This is a genomic window from Actinoplanes sichuanensis (assembly GCF_033097365.1).
In the GTDB taxonomy this organism is placed as follows: Bacteria; Actinomycetota; Actinomycetes; order Mycobacteriales; family Micromonosporaceae; genus Actinoplanes; species Actinoplanes sichuanensis.
In genome coordinates this window covers 6791664-6810637 of record NZ_AP028461.1, presented here as the reverse complement: position 1 = coordinate 6810637, position 18974 = coordinate 6791664, and the positions used below count along the sequence as shown (strand labels likewise).

General features: G+C 69.8%; 17 protein-coding genes. 8 read left to right on the top strand and 9 right to left on the bottom strand.

Features of this window, described 5'->3' with window-relative positions; genetic code table 11:
• Positions 1-45: 45 nt before the first annotated feature.
• From Q0Z83_RS31525 to Q0Z83_RS31500, 6 genes are all read right to left on the bottom strand, one after another.
• On the bottom strand, positions 46-369 hold the full coding sequence (locus Q0Z83_RS31525; protein ID WP_317786877.1) for a hypothetical protein: 324 nt from the start codon (positions 367-369) through the stop codon (positions 46-48).
• A 106-nt stretch (positions 370-475) separates the two neighbouring features.
• Entirely contained in the window at positions 476-2707 is a 2232-nt protein-coding gene (locus Q0Z83_RS31520) for a carbohydrate-binding module family 20 domain-containing protein (RefSeq protein WP_317786876.1), read from the bottom strand.
• 163 nt (positions 2708-2870) lie between these two features.
• Complete coding sequence (locus tag Q0Z83_RS31515) at positions 2871-3719, bottom strand: CDP-alcohol phosphatidyltransferase family protein (RefSeq protein WP_317786875.1); 849 nt, start codon at positions 3717-3719, stop codon at positions 2871-2873.
• Between the two features lie 162 nt (positions 3720-3881).
• Positions 3882-4445 (bottom strand): hypothetical protein, encoded by a 564-nt coding sequence (locus tag Q0Z83_RS31510; RefSeq protein ID WP_317786874.1) that lies wholly within the window; start codon positions 4443-4445, stop codon positions 3882-3884.
• Positions 4418-5167: a hypothetical protein gene (locus Q0Z83_RS31505; protein ID WP_317786873.1), complete on the bottom strand. Its 750-nt coding sequence runs from the start codon at positions 5165-5167 to the stop codon at positions 4418-4420. The genes Q0Z83_RS31510 and Q0Z83_RS31505 overlap by 28 nt, the downstream gene beginning before the upstream one ends.
• Positions 5161-5871, bottom strand: coding sequence for an ABC transporter ATP-binding protein (locus Q0Z83_RS31500; protein ID WP_378078826.1), 711 nt, complete (start codon positions 5869-5871; stop codon positions 5161-5163). The genes Q0Z83_RS31505 and Q0Z83_RS31500 overlap by 7 nt, the downstream gene beginning before the upstream one ends.
• A 198-nt stretch (positions 5872-6069) precedes the next feature.
• On the opposite strand from Q0Z83_RS31500, the gene Q0Z83_RS31495 reads away from it, so the two are divergent.
• Positions 6070-6915: a sensor histidine kinase gene (locus tag Q0Z83_RS31495; RefSeq protein ID WP_317786872.1), complete on the top strand. Its 846-nt coding sequence runs from the start codon at positions 6070-6072 to the stop codon at positions 6913-6915.
• Positions 6916-7025: 110 nt separating this feature from the next.
• A complete protein-coding gene (locus tag Q0Z83_RS31490) occupies positions 7026-7745 on the top strand; it encodes a response regulator (RefSeq protein ID WP_317786871.1) in 720 nt (239 codons plus the stop codon).
• A gap of 3 nt (positions 7746-7748) precedes the next feature.
• On the opposite strand, the gene Q0Z83_RS31485 is transcribed toward Q0Z83_RS31490, so the two are convergent.
• Positions 7749-8381 (bottom strand): DUF4360 domain-containing protein, encoded by a 633-nt coding sequence (locus tag Q0Z83_RS31485; protein ID WP_317786870.1) that lies wholly within the window; start codon positions 8379-8381, stop codon positions 7749-7751.
• Positions 8382-8664: 283 nt separating this feature from the next.
• Between Q0Z83_RS31485 and Q0Z83_RS31480 the strand changes: the two genes are divergently transcribed.
• The 5 genes from Q0Z83_RS31480 to tuf all read left to right on the top strand — a co-directional run bounded on the left by Q0Z83_RS31480 (position 8665) and on the right by tuf (position 13733).
• The gene (locus tag Q0Z83_RS31480; protein WP_317786869.1) at positions 8665-9012 is read left to right on the top strand and encodes a nuclear transport factor 2 family protein; all 348 of its coding nucleotides are present in this window, start codon (positions 8665-8667) and stop codon (positions 9010-9012) included.
• A gap of 90 nt (positions 9013-9102) precedes the next feature.
• A complete protein-coding gene (locus tag Q0Z83_RS31475; protein ID WP_317786868.1) occupies positions 9103-9690 on the top strand; it encodes a redoxin domain-containing protein in 588 nt (195 codons plus the stop codon).
• A gap of 32 nt (positions 9691-9722) precedes the next feature.
• Positions 9723-10871, top strand: coding sequence for an alpha/beta hydrolase-fold protein (locus Q0Z83_RS31470; protein ID WP_317786867.1), 1149 nt, complete (start codon positions 9723-9725; stop codon positions 10869-10871).
• Positions 10872-11034: 163 nt separating this feature from the next.
• Complete coding sequence (locus Q0Z83_RS31465; protein WP_396349889.1) at positions 11035-12315, top strand: IS701 family transposase; 1281 nt, start codon at positions 11035-11037, stop codon at positions 12313-12315.
• A gap of 227 nt (positions 12316-12542) precedes the next feature.
• Positions 12543-13733, top strand: a complete 1191-nt coding sequence (tuf, locus tag Q0Z83_RS31460; RefSeq protein WP_317786866.1) for an elongation factor Tu — start codon at positions 12543-12545, stop codon at positions 13731-13733.
• Positions 13734-13760: 27 nt separating this feature from the next.
• On the opposite strand, the gene Q0Z83_RS31455 is transcribed toward tuf, so the two are convergent.
• The gene (locus tag Q0Z83_RS31455) at positions 13761-14222 is read right to left on the bottom strand and encodes a sigma factor-like helix-turn-helix DNA-binding protein (RefSeq protein ID WP_317786865.1); all 462 of its coding nucleotides are present in this window, start codon (positions 14220-14222) and stop codon (positions 13761-13763) included.
• 127 nt (positions 14223-14349) lie between these two features.
• On the opposite strand from Q0Z83_RS31455, the gene Q0Z83_RS31450 reads away from it, so the two are divergent.
• The gene (locus Q0Z83_RS31450) at positions 14350-16689 is read left to right on the top strand and encodes an ATP-binding protein (protein ID WP_317786864.1); all 2340 of its coding nucleotides are present in this window, start codon (positions 14350-14352) and stop codon (positions 16687-16689) included.
• A 6-nt stretch (positions 16690-16695) separates the two neighbouring features.
• On the opposite strand, the gene Q0Z83_RS31445 is transcribed toward Q0Z83_RS31450, so the two are convergent.
• On the bottom strand, positions 16696-18873 hold the full coding sequence (locus Q0Z83_RS31445) for an esterase-like activity of phytase family protein (RefSeq protein WP_317786863.1): 2178 nt from the start codon (positions 18871-18873) through the stop codon (positions 16696-16698).
• Positions 18874-18974 lie beyond the last annotated feature (101 nt).

Genomic DNA, 18974 nt, shown 5'->3' with positions numbered 1-18974 from the left:
GGGTGTCTCCATCGCGGTCCCGGCCACCACCCCGCTCGTCCTCGGTCAGGACAGCAGCTGCCGGACCGTTCCGGCGCCGTCGCCGAGCCAGTCGGCGAGGGTGCCGATCGGGCCGGACAGGGCCTGGCCGGCGTGGTCGAGCGCCCCGGCGGCGGCGAGCACGAGCGTCAGGCGCTCCAGGGTGCCGGCCAGCCGTCGCCTGTCGGGTTCCTTCTCGAGCAGCAGGACTTCGGCCTCACCGAGGTCCCGGTGTGCCGCCGACGCGGTCTGCTCGGGGAGCGGCAGGACGTCGAGGACCTCGCGGATCCGGTGGAGTTCGGCCACCAGCCAACCGGTCGCCCGGGTCTGCTCATTCGTTGCGTTGGCCATGTTTCCCCTCACTTCGTCCGTCCGGTCGGTTGGTGCCGAGTCTATGGACAAAAAGGGCAAAAGGCGGCCGTTCCCCGGGTTCCGGGGAACGGCCGCCGCCGTCAGATCACTTCCAGGCGTCGCTCACGGTGTACGCCGTGGCGGTACCCGTCGTGTAGGAGCGGTTGCTGCCGGACTCCCAGGTCACGTTCCCGGCGGCGTCCTTCTTGATGTACTTGTAGGTGAACGTCGTGCTCTGCGGGACGATCACGACCTTCGACCAGGTCGGGTAGCTCGCCGACGAGAGCGGGATGGCGTTCGTGGTGTTCCAGGCGCCCAGCGCGTCGATCGAGCCGACCACGTAGACGTTGGTGCCGGTCGTGGTGGTCGCGGTCTCGTTGAAGGTGACCGCGGTGGCACTGGCGTTCGCCACGTTCCAGCTGTTGGTGTAGGTGATCGCGGCGCTGCCGGTGCTGACCGCCCGGTTGGCGTTGCTCTCCCAGGTGACGTTCCCGGCGGCGTCCTTCTTGATGTACTTGTATTCGAAGCCGGCGTTCGACGGGACCGTGACCGTGGACGACCAGATCGGGTATCCGGCCGACGACAGCTTGATCGCGTTCGCGGTGTTCCAGCCGCCCAACGCGGCGTTCGAGCCGACCACGTAGACGTCGGTGCCGGTCGTGGTGGTCGCGTAGACGTTGAAGGTCGCCTGCACCGTACCGGCGCTGGTGGTGACGCTCGGTGACGGGGTCGGAGAGCTGGAGGTGCTCGCCGACGGTGACGGGCTGCTGCTGGTCGACGAGGCCGAAGGCGAGGCGGTGGGTGAGGTCCCGCCGCCGGACCTGGCGTTGACGTCGATCGCGACCGCGCTGTTCGCCGGGATGGTGACCGACGCGGTGCCGCCGGAGACGGTGATCGAGGTGCCGGCGCAGCCGCTGGTCGTCGCGCCGCCGGTGATCCGGTCACAGTAGGTGCCGTCGGCGAGGCCGGTGGTGTACGTGGCGGTCGAGGCGGTGGACGAGTTGTTCAGGCCGAACCAGCCCAGCGAGCCGCGGCTGAAGCCGATCACGTTGCCGCTGGTGGTGGTCCAGTTGGACGCCGTGGTGACGGACTGGGTGGCGTTGCGCCAGCCGACCATGCCCTTGAGCCCGGTGGTCTGGGTGAGGCACTGCCAGGCGCCGTTGGTGCAGTTGGTGTCGGTGACGAAACCGCTCGAATCGGCGGGCGGCGACTGGCCGGTGCTCGACGTGGAGAACGTGAAACCGTCGTAGACGAACGGCTGCCCGTACGGGTAGGCCAGCAGGAAGTAGTTGGCCAGCGTGTACTTGGTGCCGTCCTGGTAACGCAGCGTGGTGCCGTCGCGCTCCAGGTCGTGGTTGGTGACCATGGCCGCGGTCTGCGCGCTGGTGGCGTCCAGGCTCCACGACGGGATCGACGACAGGTTGCCCAGGGTCCCGTTGTTGAACTGGCTCTTCAGGCCCATCGCGTAGGAGAAGCCCAGCACGTCGCCGTTGGAGGTGAAGGCCGACGGCAGCAGTTCACTGTTGGACGCGCCGGTGAAGATCTCCTGCGCGATGTACGGCTTGACGCCCTCAGCCGTGGTGGTGTTGAGCTTCGCGATGATCGCCGCGAAGTCGACCTTGGCCACGTGCTTGGCCGCGTCCACCCGGAAGCCGTCGACACCGAGGCCGACCAGGTCGTTCAGGTAGGTCGCGATCTTCGTCTGGACGCCGCTGTCCTGCGTCTTCAGGTCGGACAGCGACAGCAGCATGCAGTTCTGGACCTCGGAGACGTTGTTCCAGTCGTCGATCACCGCGTCGTCGTCGGAGCAGTAGCCGTCGTTCGCGTGGTGGAAGTCGCTGTAGCCGTACGGCACGGCCGGATAGGTGTAGCCGGACGGGCTGAACGTCGAGCCGCCGTACGTCGTGGTCAGCGAGTTGTTGGCGCCCGCCATGTGGTTGACCACGGCGTCCACGTAGACCCGGACACCGGCGTTGTGACAGGCCGTGACCATGCTCGAGAACTGTGCCCGGGTGCCGAACCGGCTGGTCAGGTTGTAGGAGACCGGCTGGTAGATCTCCCACCACGGGTGCACGCCGGAGTCGCTGGTGGCCAGGCTGACCGACTCGGCCGGCGGGGCGACCTGGACCGCGCCGAAACCGGCCGGGCCGAGGTGGTTGGTGCAGGCCGCGGAGACCGAGTTCCAGTTCCAGGACCACAGGTTCGCGGTGACGTCGCTGCTGTTCAGGGTGACGGCGGCCGAGGCGGTGCCGGCGACCGACACGGCGGCGATGCCGGAGGCCAGGGCGGCAAGAGTGGTGACAGCTCCGACGAGGAGTCTGCGAGATCGCTGTCTCATGGGGTGCCTTCTTCTGCGGGGGCGAGAGCGAAGGGGAACTTTGTTTGCAAGTTCTTGCAAGCAATTTCAGGAAGTTACCAAGCTGTGTCGCGTTGGTAAAGAGGTACCTGCCTATGAAAAGAAGCCCCGGCGGAGACCCGCCGGGGCTTCTGTGTGCTGGCTGTCAGAGTGCGGCCAGTCTCCTGTGGAACGTCCTGGTAGTGGTCCAGAGCTTGTAGATCAGCAGGGCCTCGAAGGCCAGCAGCAGCACACCGGACACGATCGTCACCGGGATGATCTGGTTGATCAGCGGGCCGACGATGAAGACGAACATCATGAACTCGATGCCGCTGAACAGGTGCACGCGGATGCGCTGCCGCAGCAAGAAGTTGCGAACTTGCAGAAAGAGGCCGAACCGCTTGCGGAAGTCACCGTGCACGTCGACCATGGCCTTCTCCGGGTCGTCCTGCTCCACCACCTCGTCGTCGGTCTCCTCCACGTAGTCGGTGGCGGCGATCCCGGTCGACTCCAGCAGCTTCTCCTTCATGCTCAGCTTGACCTTCTGCATCTGCAGCGCGTTCAGGTAGCGGAACATGTCCAGGAAGATCACCAGGGTGGCCAGCCACAGGTAGACCGTTTCACCGGTCAGGTGCCACTGCCCGCCGAACAGCGCCAGCGAACACGTCACCACCCGCAGCCGGTCGAAGACGTAGTCCAGCCACGAGCCGAAGATCGACCCGGTCCCGTTCAGCCGAGCGATCTTGCCGTCCATGCAGTCGAGCACGAAAGCCAGGTGAAAGAGCAGGGCCCCGGCCAGCAGCCAGGTGTATTCGCCCTGCCAGAAACACGCCGCCGCACCCAGGCCCACCACGAATGCCGCCAGTGACAGGAAGTTCGGGGTCGCCCACTTCCAGGGCGCCACCAGGCGAACCAGCGGGCCGGCCAGTGGATCGACCAGCCACACCGTCCACCAGGCGTCCCGGCGTTTGTAGGTACGCTCGCGGACTTCCGCGAGCGAGGGGCGCTGCGCCATCGTCATGACTCCTCGAGGGGTGTACAGCGCGGGGATGCACGGGTGAATGACACGTGCATATCAGGGGTCCCCGCCCTGACCGGCATTCAACTACGGAGCGTCAAGCATCCGCCATCCCCCACGCCGCTCGTAGACCGCCCCTCCGGATTCCCGTCGACTTTCTCAGGCTTCGCGTAGGAGGAAGGTCACCGCGGCGGCCGCGACGACCGCGGCCGCCCAGACCGGTGCCGGCGGCAGCGCGACCTCCGGCAGGTTGGCGCGGATCAAGGGCACCACCATCTGGTACGCCGTGAGCAGCGCGGCCGTGGCTCCCACCGGATGTCGCACGATCGTCGCCACCCCCGCCGCCAGCAGCAGATCCACCAGCAGACCGCCGGTCGCTCCCGGTGCACCGGCGAGCAGCGCCGCCACGAACACCGGCGGGCCGGCCGTCACCACCAGAGCGAAGCACTTCGCCGCGATCAGCAGCGGCCGGCGCGGCACCGCGAGCAGCGTCGACCGGACCTGGCCGCCGCTCTGATACTCGTGGCCGGCCGCCAGCACCCCCAGCACGAGCACACCGACCTGGCTGTACCGCACCACCCCGCCCGGTGGGTCGACCAGCCGCAGCAGCACGGTGACCGCCCAGGTCAGCGCCACGGTGAGCCGGACCGACGGCAGGGTGACCAACTTGATCACCTCGGCCGTGACCGCCGGGATCACGGGTCGCGCCGGTCGAACAGCCACGCGCCGACGGCGAGCAGCGCCAGCACCCAGGCGGTCATCACCACACCGGCGGTCACCGGGGCGATCCGCACGTCACCCACCCGGTTCAGGAACATCTGCGGCCCGACGATGTCCGGCAGGTAGGCGGCCAACGGCGTCACCTTCGTCAACAGGTAGGACACCGACACCACCGAGATGTTCACGATCAGCACGGTCAGCGTGACGATCCCGTTCTTGAAGATCAATGTCAGGGCGTACGCCAGAAGCCCCATCAGCACCCAGTAGAGGACCGCGGCGGCCGCCCGCCCGGGCGAGGGCGCCGGGACCAGGTCACCGAGCACCATCCCGGTCAGCGCCAGGGTCGCCGTCGCGGTGATCACACCCTGCACCGCCACGATCAGGCTGAGCGCCACCGCCTTGGCGACGACCAGCCGCCCCCGGCGGGGCATCGCGGCCAGCGTGGCCTGGAGTTGCCGCGATCCCGGCGAATCCTCCCCGGTCGACGTGTACTCGCTGCTGATCACCACCACCCCGAGAATCAGAGCGCCCAACAAACCGATCCCGAGGGGTTGAAAAGCCGCATCCGACGCATCCGTGAGCAACCCCTCCTCGACTGCCCGCCGTGTCCCGCCCGCGCTGAGGAACACCAGCCCCGGCGCCGCGACCAGTCCGAGCACCATCCCCACCCACGCGGTCGGCAGCCCGAACAGCTTCCGCACCTCGGCACCGACCAGGCTCACCACGACGCCCCCTCGCCCGCGGTGCGGGCCAGGAACGCGTCCTCCAGGGTCGGATGCTCGCCGACCACCTCGGCCAGCGTCCCGTCCGCGACCACCACGCCGCGGTCGATGATCACCACATCGTCGGCCGTCTCCGCCAGCTCACCCATCAGATGACTGGAGAGCAGCACGGTTCGGCCCTCGGCGGCGCTGTCCCGCAGGAACGTCCGCATCCACCGGATCCCGGCCGGATCCAGCCCGTTGATCGGCTCGTCCAGGATCAGCACCGGCGGATCACCGAGCAGCGCCGCGGCCAGCCCCAGCCGACGGCTCATACCCAGCGAATACCGCCCGGCCCGCTTCCCGGCCTCCGCGGCCAGCCCGACGATCTCCAGAACCTCGTCCGCCCGCCTTCCCGGCAGCCCGTTACTCGCCGCCATCCAGCGCAGATGAGCCCTCGCCGTCCGTGACCGATGTGCCCCGCTACCGTCCAGCAGAGCGCCGACCACGGTGAGCGGCCGGTCCAGATCCACATAGCGTCGGCCATCGATCAGGGCCCGGCCGGACTGCGGCCGATCCAGCCCGAGCAACACCCGCAAGGTGGACGTCTTCCCGGCCCCGTTGGGCCCGAGAAACCCGGTGACCCGCCCCGGCCGGGCCTGGAAACCGACCTCGTGCAGAACCCGGACCCGTCGCCGAACCCGGCAGACACCCTCAACAGCGATCATGCCGCCAGTCAAGCCGCCCCGGCCGTCGAGCACATCGGACCGTGCTCCGTCTTCCCGCACACACCTACAACCCAGGTCCGAGCGACCCGGCTGGTCGTGAGTGCTGTCGCGGGCCCGTCCCGACAGCCCTCACGCCCGGCTGGAGTCGATCTTCGGGGGTACGTCTACGACTCTGGTCTGAGACTTACAGTCGTAGTGGTGAGTGCGTTCGAGCGGCCGGCGTGGCGCAGTCGGGCGGTACCGGTCGTCCTGGTGGTCGTCGCTGTCCTGATCATGGCGATGTGCACGGTCGGGGCCGAGGGCCCGGCGGCCCGGGTGATCCCGGTGCTGATCTGTGGCGGGGCGGCGACCGCGGCGGCGTGGGCGGTTCGGCGGTGGCGGGCCGACCGGGCCGAATACGAGCGTCGCCTGACCGCGTGGGCGGCTACCGAAGCGGTTCTGGCCGAGCGTCTGCACATCGCCCGGGACCTGCATGACCTGGTTTCGCACGGGCTCGGGTTGATCACCGTTCGGGTCGCGGCGACACGCTACGAACCGGAGCCGGCCCAGATGCGGGCGGCGCTCGACGACATCGAGGCGGTCAGCCGGGAGACCACCGCCGAACTGCGCCGGATGCTGACCGTGCTGCGTGATCCGGCCTCGCCCGGCCCGCGGGCTCCGCTGGAGGGTCTCGACGCGTTACCGGCGATCGTCGGTTCGGCCCGGACCTCGGGGCTGCGAGCCGAACTCACCGTCGGTGACCTGGGCGAGGTCACTCCCGGCGTGCAGGTGGCGGTCTGTCGCACGGTCCGGGAGGGTCTGGCCAACAGCGCCCGGCACGCGGGGCCGGTCGATGTGGTGGTACGGGTACGCCGGGACGGGCCGCACGTGATCGTCAGTGTGTCCGACAGCGGCCCCGCCGCCGGTTGGCGTGCCACTCCGGGAGCGGGTCACGGCCTGGCCGGCCTACGGGAGCGGGTCACCAGCCTGGGCGGAACCCTGACCGCCGAGCCGGTCGACGGCGGCTTCCACCTGGTGGCCCGCATTCCGGACGAGCCCCGATGAGCCGGCGCGCCGCACGATGCGCGCAGGGCGACGGCGGTGTGGTGGGGATCGGGGCGTGACGGTGATGGGGGACGGCTGGGTGCGGGCTTGGGAAGGAGCGGGGCGGGGCGATGGTGGGCGGTAGCGGCGCAGCCGGGGGCGGGGTGGTTGCGGGTGCGGGCGGGGTGGCCGTACCGCTGAGGGTTCTGCTTGTCGACGACCAGCCGCTGCTGCGGCGCAGTCTCGCGGTCGTGATCGGACATCAACCTGATCTTGAAGTTGTCGGTCAGGCCGGCGACGGTGCCGAGGCGGTGTCGCGGGCGCGGGCCACCAGGCCGGATGTGGTGCTGATGGACGTCCGGATGCCCGGTCTGGACGGGCTGGAGGCGACTCGGCGGATCTGTGCCGATCCGGCGCTGGCCGGGACTCGGGTGCTGGTGCTGAGCATGTTCGAACTGGACGAATACGTGTACGAAGCGCTACAGGCCGGGGCGTCCGGATTCCTGCTGAAGGACGCGCAACCGGAGGATCTGGTCGACGCGGTCCGGCGGACGTGCCGTGGCGAGTCGCTGTTCGCGCCGTCGATTCTGACCCGGCTGGTCGCCCACTACGTGGCCGCGCCCCGGCCGGAACGTCCGGCCGGGGCGCTGCGACGGCTCACCCCGCGCGAGGTAGAGGTCCTCGCGCTGATCGGAAACGGTCTCGCCAATGACGAGATCGCTGCCGCCCTGGTCATCTCGGTGAAGACGGTGAAGACGCACATCACGCATCTGCTCGCGAAACTGTCCGCCCGCGATCGTGCGCAGCTGGTGATCGCCGCCTTCAACGCCGGACTGGTCCGTCCTCGTTGAGGATCAGTGCGGGCATTCCATCCAGGCAACCCGGTAGATGGTGTCCAGGTTGAGGTCGGACGAGTCCATGGTGATGAAACTGGTGGTCGTCGGGTCGGACGAACCGCGATTGACCTTGAGTTCGGTATTGATGTTCAGATACCGCGAGGAGCCGCACGGCAGCCATGTGATCGCCTCCACCTCGACCTCGTCGGTGACCTGCCACGTGTCGTCCATGAATCCGTTGAACTGGTACTTGCTGACGCCTGTCTTCGACATGCCCTGGAAGTAGTAGTACGCCGTCTCGGAGCCGTAGGAGCCCTTCTCCAGACGGGCGTATCCGCGGTAGTCGGCACGCGCGATCCCGTAGGTGTAGCCGGTCGGGATGTTCACGTTCAGCGCGATCTGGCACTGCTTGCGGTAGTCGAGCGGCCCGGAATCCGGCCCGACCTGGGCGACGAACTTGCTGTACGAGATGGTGAACGCCTTGTTGTCCGGCGATACCTCGACGACGGCGCTGCCCTTGGGACACCCGGACCCGTTCGCGGACACGATCGAGATGGTCATCTCGTCGGGCGGTGCGACGGTATGCATTCCGGCGGCGGGCGCGCCGAGGGTGGACAGCAGCATGGTTCCGGCGGCGATCGTGTTCAGCATCGGGTGCCTCCTGAAAGGTGGGCGGAAATGGGTACGGAAATGCGCGCTGCGGGCAGACTCCCGTCCGTGACATGCGCTTGAAGAAACGTACGATTCACCGGTTGGACAGCGCAGGAGATAGCGCTAGGGAAACGCCTGCCAGTGGGGGGCGGAACGGGTAAATTGCCCATCCGGGCGCACGCGGCCCGGCCTTCTGGGCAGACTTTCGCAAAGCGGGCACGAATCGATCGGATCAATGCTAGGAACCTCGACAGCGGACCGTGCCCGATGCCACCGTGAGGGCATGACTGACATCGACCCCGCTGAAGAGAACAAGAGACGGTTCCTCGATGCGTTCGGCCGGTTCGCGGCCGGGGAGATCGAGGTGCTCCGCGAGATCATCCGGGAGGATTTCGTCTCGCACACCGTCGGCGCCCCGCCCGGACGGGACGCCTGGATCGAGTTCATCGTCAACTCGCCCATCGCGACCGCGCAGATCGAGATCCAGCACGTCATCGCGGACGCCGAGTTCGTGGTGGCGCACTACACCCTGATCCCGGCCGAAGGGCCGAACGAGGACGTGGTCGACATCTGGCGGTTCGAGGACGCCCTGATCGTCGAGCACTGGGACGTGAGCCGGCCGGTCGCCTGAGGTGTGGCGGGCCGAACCGAGGCTCGCCACCCATATCTCCTATGTGTTTGATAGGTTATGCTGGTCGCATCCTTGACGACTGGAGACATCATGACGACCGTGCATGACCTGCGACGGGTCGACGACGAGGCGTTCCGGCGGCTGCTCGACCGCAACGCGATCTGGAAGCGGATGGTGGCGGTGGGCGACCGGCTGCCGGTCCAGCCGCTCTACGAGGTCGACCTCGGCCCGATCCACCTCGACCGGCTCCTCGACACCGGCCCCCTCGTGCTGGTCTTCATCCGCTACGCCGGTTCGCCCTGGTGCGAGGATCTGCTCCGGGCCTACGCCGCCGAGCTTGAGCCCGCCCTCACCGACCTCGGTGCCCATCTGGTCGCGGTCAGCCCGCAGGCGCCCGGCCGGCTCGCCGGTCTCAAGCACCGCGACGACCTGCCGTTCCTCGTCGCCTCCGACCCTCGGCACGTGCTCATCGACGCCCTGCGGATCGGCTTCTCCAGCCCCGGCGCGGACAAGCCGCTCGGCACCGGCCGCTCGGTGCTGCCGTTCTCGTCGGTCGTCGTCACCGACCGGACCGGCCTGGTCCGGTTCGCCGACATCCGGCCCAACTGGCTCGATCCGCTGCCGGCCGGCCGGATCGTCGAAGCGGTTCGCGGGCTCAGGGTCGCATCGATGCCTTGACATGTCCCAGGCCTGCTGAAACGCTCGCCGAGGTGGGCATCATCGATCGGCTCGAGGCCGACCCGAGTCTCTGGAAAGAGATCACCGCCGATGGTACGCCGGTGGTCGAGCCGTGGGACGACGACCACGTCCTGGTCACCTTCCTGTGGCGCGGCGACGCCGGCCGGGTCCGGATCTGCTGGGGGGTCTGGGACGATCTGGCCCGCCTGCCCGGCACCGACATCTGGCACCTGTCCCGGGTGATGCCGGCCGCCACCCGGACGGTCTACTACCTGGCCCACGGCGACGACGACGCGATGCCCCGGGACCGGTCCGGCACCGGGGCCGCGCACGTCGACCCGGGCAACCCGCGGCACCAGCACTTCCCGGCCGACCCGCTGGACCCGACCGACCACGACGTGTGGGCGTCCGTGCTGGAGCTGCCGGCGGCCCCGCCCGAACCCTGGATCGGTCGGCACCCGGGTGTCGTCCCCGGCAGCCGGGAGACGCACGTCATCCGCAGCGCGGCGTTCGGCGGCGACCGGCACATCGTCCTGCACCGACCGGCCGGCGTGCCGGAGACCGGGCTGCCCGCCGTCGTCGTCTTCGACGGCTACAACTCACGCGAGGTGCTGCGGGTCCCGGAGACCCTCGACAACCTGGTCGCCGCCGGGCGGATCCGGCCGCACATCGCGATCTTCGTGCACCTGCCGGACGCGACCCGGGACGACGAGCTCGGCGCCGTCCCGGCGCTGCGTGACTTCATCGCGTCCGAGGTGATGCCGTTCGCGCGTACCAGATGGGGAACGCCTGCGACCGGCGGCCGCAACGTCGTCGCCGGTGCCTCCCGCGGTGGCCTCGCCGCCGCCTATCTCGGGCTCGAACTGCCGGAGCTGTTCGGTGCGGCGATCTGCCAGTCCGGCAGTTTCTGGTGGGGGCCGGACGGCGAGCCGGAATGGCTCACCGCGCAGGTGGCCGCCCGGCCGCGGGCCGATGTCCGGTTCTATCTGGACGTCGGCGCCGGTGAGACGAGAGCCGACGCGAACGGGCTGACCCAGGTCGACGTCAACCGGCGGATGCGCGACGCGCTGCTGGCCCGCGGATACGACCTGCACTACACCGAGTACGCCGGTTCGCACGACTATGTGAACTGGCGCCGCACCTTCGCCGACGGGCTGCTGGCGGTAATTCGGTCGCGCTGACGAACCGGCCGCCCTAGTACGGCAGCCGCCGTTCGTGAGGTGACCTCGGATCCTGCGGGAACAAGGACGGCCACCGCATGATCGTCTGTGCGTTGTGGACACAACATCAGACCTTGCGGTGGCCGAGAGCCACAGCGTAGAGCCTGCTCGGTGGCGACGAACCATCGACCTGGTGATCGACTCGTTCGCGGGCCGGTTCTGCCGGGTTGAGCCCCGCCGGGCGGCGGCCGGGTTCGTCACCGGGCTGCTTGCCGACCTGGAGGTCAAGACGTGTTGGCAGGTGGCTGAGCAGGCCGGACATGCCCGACCGGATGCGATGCAACGGCTGCTCTACCGGGCCAAGTGGGACGCTGACGCGGTGCGTGACGACGTTCGCAAGGTCGTCGCTGACCGACTCGGTGACCCTGACGGTGTCCTCGTGGTCGACGAGACCGGCGATCTGAAGAAGGGCGTGCACTCGGTCGGTGTCCAGCGTCAATACACCGGAACCGCCGGGCGGATCGAGAACGCCCAGGTCGGAGTGTTCCTCGCCTATGCGAGCAGGCACGGTCACACTCTGATCGACCGCAGGGTTTACCTGCCGAAGTCCTGGACCGATGACCGTGACCGGTGCGAGCGGGCCGGCATTCCGCAGGACGTCACGTTCGCCACCCGCTCGGAGTTGGCCGACGACATGATCAACGCCGCGGTGAATGCCCTGGTCCCAGCCCGGTGGGTCGCCGCGGACGAGGCCTACGGCAATAACACCCGGCTCCGCAGTGAACTGCGCAAACTCCGCCTCGGCTACGTGCTGGCAGTCTCCTGCGATCACCTCGTGCCGATCGACGCAGGCAAGACCCGCTGCCGCGTCGACCGCCTCGCCGAGAACCTGCCCGCCACCGCCTGGACCCGGCGCAGCGCTGGTGACGGCTCGAAAGGACCACGGTTCTACGACTGGGCCTGGCTGGCCGACGTCGGCGCCGACGGTGACCCCGACGACGATGGCCGGCACAGCCTGCTCATCCGACGTAACACCACGACCGGTGAGCTGGCTTTCTACCGCTGCTGGGCACCGGGGCCGGCCACCCTCGCCCAGTTCGTGCGGGTCGCGGGAGTTCGCTGGATCGTGGAGGAAAGCTTTCAGGCCGGAAAAGGCCAAGTCGGCCTTGACCAGCACCAAGTCCGCCGGTGGACGTCCTGGCACCGGTTCACCACCCTGGCCCTGGCCGCCCTCGCCGTCCTCGCGATCTGCGCCGCCGACGCCCGCACCGCAGATCGTCGCGGTCAGCCCGACATGATCGACCTGACCGTCAACGAAATCCGCCGTCTGATCAACGTCCTGCTGATCCGGCCAACCCGCAGCATCGCCTACCGTCTGCGCTGGTCAAACTGGCGACGCCGCCACCAGGCACGAGCCAGACGAGCCCACTACGCCCGCCGCCTCACCCTCGAACTCCAACCATGATCACGAATGGCGGCTGCCGTACTAGATTCGACGACATGTTCACGCCCGGTCTGCAGCTGCCCCTCGCGGTGGCTCCCGTGCGTGCTGATTCGCGAATCTGACCCCTTCCCGTTGGCAGCAGAACCCGGGGGAGGGGTCGCTGCTCCGTGCGTGGTTCTGGCGCGACCCGGCTGGCATCGGGCCCGCGCGTCACCCTTCTGCCTCGCATCCAGTGAGGAATATCCACGATGGCCAAGAGCCAGTTCGTCCGTGACAAGCCGCACCTGAACATCGGCACGATGGGTCACGTCGACCACGGCAAGACGACCCTGACCGCCGCGATCACCAAGGTCCTCGCCGACCGCGACCCGGCCTCCAACCGGTATGTCGCGTTCGAGGGGATCGACAAGGCCCCGGAGGAGGCGGCCCGCGGCATCACCATCACGATCGCCCACGTCGAGTACGAGACCGAGTCCCGCCACTACGCCCACGTCGACATGCCCGGCCACGCCGACTACGTGAAGAACATGATCACCGGCGCGGCCCAGGTGGACGGCGCGATCCTGGTCGTCTCGGCCCAGGACGGTTCGATGCCGCAGACCCGGGAGCACGTGCTACTGGCCCGGCGGGTCGGTGTGCCGTACCTGGTGGTGGCGCTCAACAAGAGCGACGCCGTCGACGACCCGGAGCTGCTCGACCTGGTCGAGCTCGAGGTTCGTGAGCTGCTGTCGCAGTACGGCTTCCCCGGCGACGACGTGCCGGTGGTCCGGGTCAGCGCGCTCAAGGCCCTCGAAGGCGACCCGCGCTGGGTGGCGTCGGTGGTCGAGCTCCTCGACGCGGTCGACGGGTATGTGCCGATCCCGCCGCGGGAACTGGGCGAGCCGTTCCTGATGCCGATCGAGAACGTGCTGTCCATCTCCGGCCGCGGCACGGTCGTCACCGGCAAGGTGGAGCGGGGCGAGCTGCGCGCCGGCGAGCCGGTCGAGGTCGTCGGCCTCGGTCCGACCGTGGCCAGCGTCGCCACCGGCCTGGAGACGTTCGGCAAGGTGCTCGAGTCGGCGCAGGCCGGCGACAACGCCGCCGTCCTGCTCCGCGGGGTCAAGCGCGAGCAGGTGCAGCGCGGCCAGGTCCTTGCCGCGCCGTCCAGTGTGCGGCCCCACCAGGTGTTCACGGCGAGGATGTACGCGCTGACGAGCGCCGAGGGAGGCCGGCACACGCCGTTCGCCGCCGACTATCGTCCGCAGTTCTACTTCCACACGACCGACGTGTCGGGTGGGATGGACCTGGGCGGGCTCGACCTGGTGATGCCGGGCGACACCCTGGACGAGGTGACGGTCACCCTGGGCAAGCCGATCGCCCTCGAGGTGGGCATGGGCTTCGCGGTCCGTGAGGGCAACCGCACGGTCGCCGCCGGCACCGTGCTCGCCGTCCTGGACTGACACGTGCGACCGGCACGGGGACTCCGCTCAGCGGACCCCGTGCCGGTCGGCCACCTGCTGATCCAGCACCTCACGTACGGCGCGCATGGCGAAGAACAGGTCCGACTTGACCCTCGCGATCGGTACCCGTCGGTCGGCCGCGAGGTCCTCCAGGGAGGCACCGCCGTAGAAGGTCTGCACGATCAGATCCCGGTCCTCCGGGCTGAGTTCCCGCATCGCCGCGACGACCGTGGTGGCGGGCACCTGAGCCCGACGGTCGCCGCCGCGGAGGACGTTGCGGGCGGTCAGCAGCAGCCACGGCCGGACCCCGAGGGCACGCCGCGGCTCCTGCGCGGCCCGGAACAGGATCTCCTCGAGAACCCGGTCGGTGGTCGACTCGTCACCCCCGGTGTGCCGCAGCACGTAGGCGTGCAGGGCGGGCAGGTGCGGCGCGACCATCCGCTCGAACTCCTCCGCCGCACGGTTCGACGCGGCGGCGTGGCGGCCCATGCCGGACTCCTTTCCGATCGAGGACGCGTGCAGCCGCCCATGGTGCTCGACCGGGACCGCAGGGAACACGGGGAAAGTACCCGGATCACTACGTGGATCTCCCCGGCCGACCCACTACCGTGCCTCTATGGGTACCGCCACGTCCGCGCGCGGCACGGCCGGAAACCTCCCCGCCGAACTGACCAGCTTCGTCGGCCGGCGGCAGGAGGTCACCGGGATCCGGCGCATGCTGTCCACCAGCCGGCTGGTCACGCTGACCGGCCCCGGCGGAGTCGGCAAGACCAGGCTCGCCCAGCGGGTCGGCGCCGACCTGCGTCGCGCCTTCCCGGACGGGATCTGGTTCGTCGGGCTCGCCGAGCTGCACGACCCGGACCTGGTCGCGGTCACCGTCGGCGAGACGCTGGGCCTGCACGAGGACATGACCGGCCTGGATCCGGCCGGGCTGGCGCGTTTCCTGGCCGACCGGCAGATGCTGCTGATCCTGGACAACTGCGAGCACCTGGTCGCCGCCTGCGCCCAGCTCGCCGAGACGCTGCTGCGGTCCTGCGCCGACCTGCGGGTCCTGGCCACCAGCCGGGAGGCGCTGCGCGTCGACGGCGAGGCGGTCCTCTCCGTGCAGCCGCTGTCGGTGCCCGGCCCGACCGACGCCTGCAATCCCGGCGACCTGCAGAAATACGAGTCGGCGGGCCTCTTCGTGGACCGGGCCACCGCGGTTCTGCCGGGGTTTCGGGTCACCGAGGACAACTGCGCCACGATCGTACGGCTGTGTCGCGCCCTGGAGGGTGTGCCGCTGGCGATCGAACTGGCCGTGGCCCGGCTCCGGGTGCTCTCCCTGGACCAGATCCTGGACCGGTTGACCGACCGGTACCGGCTGCTCACCACCGGCGCCCGGACCGCACCGCCGCGGCAGCAGACCCTGCGTGCGCTGATCGACTGGAGCTGGGACCTCTGTTCGGAGCCCGAACGCATCCTCTGGTCCCGGGTGTCGGTCTTCTCCGGTGGCTTCGAGTTGGACGCCGTCGAGGCGGTCTGCGCTGACGACCGGCTGCCGGTCGAGACGGTCCTCGACGTGCTCGGCTCGCTGGTCGAGAAATCGGTGCTGATCAGGTCCGGGAACGGTACCGCCCGCTACCAGATCCTCGAGGTGACCCGCGAGTACGGCGCGGCCGAACTGGCCACCGCCGGAGAGCACGAGGAGATGACCCGCCGGCACTGCCGATGGTTCGCCGACCTGGCCGCGCACGCCGACCGGATCTGGGTCGGCCCGCAGCAGACCGCCGTGATGGAACGGCTACGTCACGAGCGCGCCAACCTGCGGGTGGCCCTGGAACACGCGACCACCCAGGGCCCGCCGGAGACCGCGCTGCGGTTCGCCGCCGACCTGCAGAACCACTGGTTCGTCCGGGGCTACTTCTCGGAGGGCCGGCACTGGCTGGACCGGGCCCTGGCGATGCCGGCGCCCCGGCACTGGACCCGGGTGAAAGCCCTGCGGGTCGCCGCGTGGATCGCCGGCATCCAGGGTGACGCCGACCGGGCCGGGCCGCTGCTGGCCGAGGCGGTGGCACTGGCCGGTACGTTGCCGGCGTCGCCCGAGCGGGCGTACCTGCCGCTGATCGAGGGCGTCTTCAAACTCTGGCCGGGCGACTACGAGCAGGCGCTGCCGCTGCTGGAGCGGGCGCTCGCCGCGTTCCGTGAGCTGAACATCCGCAACGGCGAGCTGTGGACACTCATCGTCCTCGGCCTGTGCCGTGGTCTCGCCGATCAGCCGTCCAGCGGCTACCCGGACCTGATCGCGGCCAGGGATCTGGGCGCGGCCACCGGTGAGGTGTGGTGGCAGTCGTTCGGCCTGTGGGCGCTGAGTGTGCTGCGCTGGCGCGACGGCGACCACGCGGGCGCCACCGCAGCGGCCAAGGAGTGCCTGGCCGTCGGCAAGGCGGTCGACGGTGAGCAGTTCGCCGTCGGGCTCGGTGTCGAGTCACTGGCCTGGATCGCCGCCCACCGGCATCGGGACCAGCGGGCGGCCACCCTGCTCGGGGTCTCCCGGCGGATGTGGCAGGAGATGCACACGTCGCTGGCGCCGTTCCGGGTCCTGCAGAGCTGGCACGACGAGGTGGTGGAGCAGGTGCGGTCCAGGCTCGGGGCGGACGCGTTCTCGGCCGCCGTCCGGCGCGGTTCGGAACTCTCCACCGCCGACGCGATCGTGCTGGCCGTGGAGGGGCGGGCCCGGGCACCGGAGCCGGAGCCGACGGACGACGTCACCGCCGGTCTCCGGCTGACCAGACGGGAGCGCGAGGTCGCCGCGTTGATCGCCGAAGGGCTGAGCAACCGGGACATCGCGACCCGCCTGGTGGTGGCCCAACGCACCGCCGAGGGGCACGTGGAGAACCTGTTGAGCAAGCTCGGGTTCACCTCACGGACCCAGGTGGCCGGCTGGCTGGCCGGGCAGAAGCAGCCACCTCCGGACTGACGCCGGTCAGCGCAGCCCGGGTACGTCGATGACGATCAACTCGGTGTCGTCGGCGCGGCCCGGGATCCGGCCGTCGTTGCCGGGGAAGTTGTTGTCGTTGGCGACCAGCACCCGGCTTCCGCCGAGCGGCGACACCGACTCGACGGACTGGAGCGGGAACGAGAACAGCTCGCCGACGCCGTACTCACCGGCCCGGGCCGGGGTGGAGACGCCGCGCGGGTCGGCGACACGCATCAGGTCGACGACGGTCCGGCGGGGCAGCGTCCGGTCCGCGGCGGCCCGGTCCAGGTCGGTGACGACGAGACGCTTGACCACCGACTGCCGTCCCATGCCGTTGTCGCGTTCGATCAGCAGCAGCCGCCGCCCGTCGAGCACCGCCGCGTCGCCGACCAGCAGCGACGGGTCGTCGACCAGGAACGTCCAGGTCCGGCCGGTGTAGCGGTTCGTGCGTACGTCGAACTCGTAGACGAGTCGGCGGCGCTGGTTCGGGTCGTCGGTGCGGGCGCCCTCCAGGATCGGGTAGAGCGTCAGCCCGTCCCGGCTCGCGGCGAGCGCCTCGAAACCACGGCTGGCCGGCACGGTCGCGGTCTCCCCGGCGGCCAGGTCGGGCGACTGCGGCGACTTCCCGCCGTCCGGCAGCGGGATCGGCGCCTGCAGCACCTTCCCGGTCCGGTCCACCTTGATCAGGTACGGTCCGAACTCGTCGCCGATCCACAGGTTGCCCCGCGCGTCCCGGGCCAGCGACTCGATGTCGAAGTCGGCACCGGTCAGCAGCCGCTCCGGGGTGTTCTCGTTGACGATCGGGAACGGCACCTTCCGGTCCGGGTCCCGGAAGCCGAGGAACCCGTTCACCCGGACCGTGTGCCGCCGGTAGTCGGGGGTGATGTCGTAGGCCCGCAGCAGGAAGTCGGCCGAGTTGTTCTTCGCGCCGAACCCGTTGTCGGGCATGGCGAGCAGCCGATTGCCGGCCAGCGGCAGCACCGCCGAGAACCCGGGGACGGGCTGTCCCGGGAACGGCGCGCTGATCCCGTTCACCGGCGCCGTCGACAGCTGGGTGCCGGAGACCGGCCCCGGCTGGTAGGCGGTCGCCGACAGGATGGCCCGGCTCTCCAGCGTGGTCTCCGGCCGGATCGTCACGGCCAGCGTGTAGAGCCGGGTGATCTGGGTGGCGCTGCCGTTGTCGTCGGAGAGCAGGCGCAGCACCCGGCGCCCACCGGGCAGTGTGCCACCGAGCGCGGCGGCCTCGATGTTGTCGAGCAGCGGGTTCGGCTGCGGCTGCTTCGCCGTCGCGCCGCCGGACGGGCAGGTCGCGATGTCGGCGATCAGTCGCTTGCCCAGCCAGGTCCGCGGGTCGGTGACCGTGGACAGGGACGCCACCCCGGTGACGTCGGGAGCCCCGGTGGCCGACACCTGGTAGATCCGCACGGTGTTGCCGACCCCGGCGGTGAAGCCCCGCTCGACCGACAGCAGCTGGTCGCCGCCGAGCGATACCAGCTCGACCAGGCCGAGCCCGGCGTCGGTGCGATAGGCGAGCTGTCCGGCGACCGTGTAGGAACCACCGGCCCGGCCCTGGTAGCGGATGATCCGGTGGTGGCCGGCCCCGTCGCCGGCGAGCGCGCCCTCCATGCCCGCGAAGATCACCTGGTGGTCGGGGGTCGCGGTCAGCGCCTCGAACGTCTGGTTGACCGCCGCCTCACCGGCCGGCGTGACCTGGAACCGCGACGGCACCGGCAGCGAGCCGATCTCCCGCCCGTCGGCCAGCCGGAACCGCCTGATCGACGGCTCCTTCTCCGAGCTCGCCAGGATCGTCCGGCCACCCGGTTCCGCGATCAGACCCTCACCATCGAAATCGCTTCCCGTGTACGCCGTACCGTCCGCCCTGGTCAGCAGGGTGACCCCGGTGATCGCCGGCTTGTCGAGGCGCACCGAGTAGACCCGCGCCGGGGTCGTCCCGATGTTGTCCACGAGTGCCAGCCCACGGTCGCGCCCGGTGACCGCCAGCGCCGAGAGCCCGGCCACCGGGGTCCCCGCGAACGTCGTCTTGTCCAGTGCGTCGGAGAAGCCGAGCAACGAGGCCTCCGTGGAGCAGGCCCGGTCGGCGGAATGGTTTGCCGCGTTCGCCGGGACCGCCGGAACCAGAAGGATCACGGCGGCCGCGGACGCGAGGATCGCTTTGTCAGCCACGTCCCGCACGATGCGGAACCGTTCCGAACAGGACATGAACACCGGCCCCAGACACAGTGACAAAGAACCGGCCGGCAGCACCCCGACGATGCACACCTGGG

Bases quoted from the DNA above. Each gene is read 5' to 3' on its own strand.
- Q0Z83_RS31455 (WP_317786865.1), bottom strand. From the start codon at position 14,222: ATGGGCCGCCACGCCGCCGCGTCGAACCGTGCGGCGGAGGAGTTCGAG.
- Q0Z83_RS31515 (WP_317786875.1), bottom strand. From the start codon at position 3,719: ATGGCGCAGCGCCCCTCGCTCGCGGAAGTCCGCGAGCGTACCTACAAA.
- Q0Z83_RS31480 (WP_317786869.1), top strand. From the start codon at position 8,665: ATGACTGACATCGACCCCGCTGAAGAGAACAAGAGACGGTTCCTCGAT.
- Q0Z83_RS31525 (WP_317786877.1), bottom strand. From the start codon at position 369: ATGGCCAACGCAACGAATGAGCAGACCCGGGCGACCGGTTGGCTGGTG.
- Q0Z83_RS31450 (WP_317786864.1), top strand. From the start codon at position 14,350: ATGGGTACCGCCACGTCCGCGCGCGGCACGGCCGGAAACCTCCCCGCC.
- Q0Z83_RS31490 (WP_317786871.1), top strand. From the start codon at position 7,026: ATGGTGGGCGGTAGCGGCGCAGCCGGGGGCGGGGTGGTTGCGGGTGCG.
- Q0Z83_RS31475 (WP_317786868.1), top strand. From the start codon at position 9,103: ATGACGACCGTGCATGACCTGCGACGGGTCGACGACGAGGCGTTCCGG.
- Q0Z83_RS31520 (WP_317786876.1), bottom strand. From the start codon at position 2,707: ATGAGACAGCGATCTCGCAGACTCCTCGTCGGAGCTGTCACCACTCTT.
- Q0Z83_RS31485 (WP_317786870.1), bottom strand. From the start codon at position 8,381: ATGCTGAACACGATCGCCGCCGGAACCATGCTGCTGTCCACCCTCGGC.
- Q0Z83_RS31500 (WP_378078826.1), bottom strand. From the start codon at position 5,871: ATGATCGCTGTTGAGGGTGTCTGCCGGGTTCGGCGACGGGTCCGGGTT.
- tuf (WP_317786866.1), top strand. From the start codon at position 12,543: ATGGCCAAGAGCCAGTTCGTCCGTGACAAGCCGCACCTGAACATCGGC.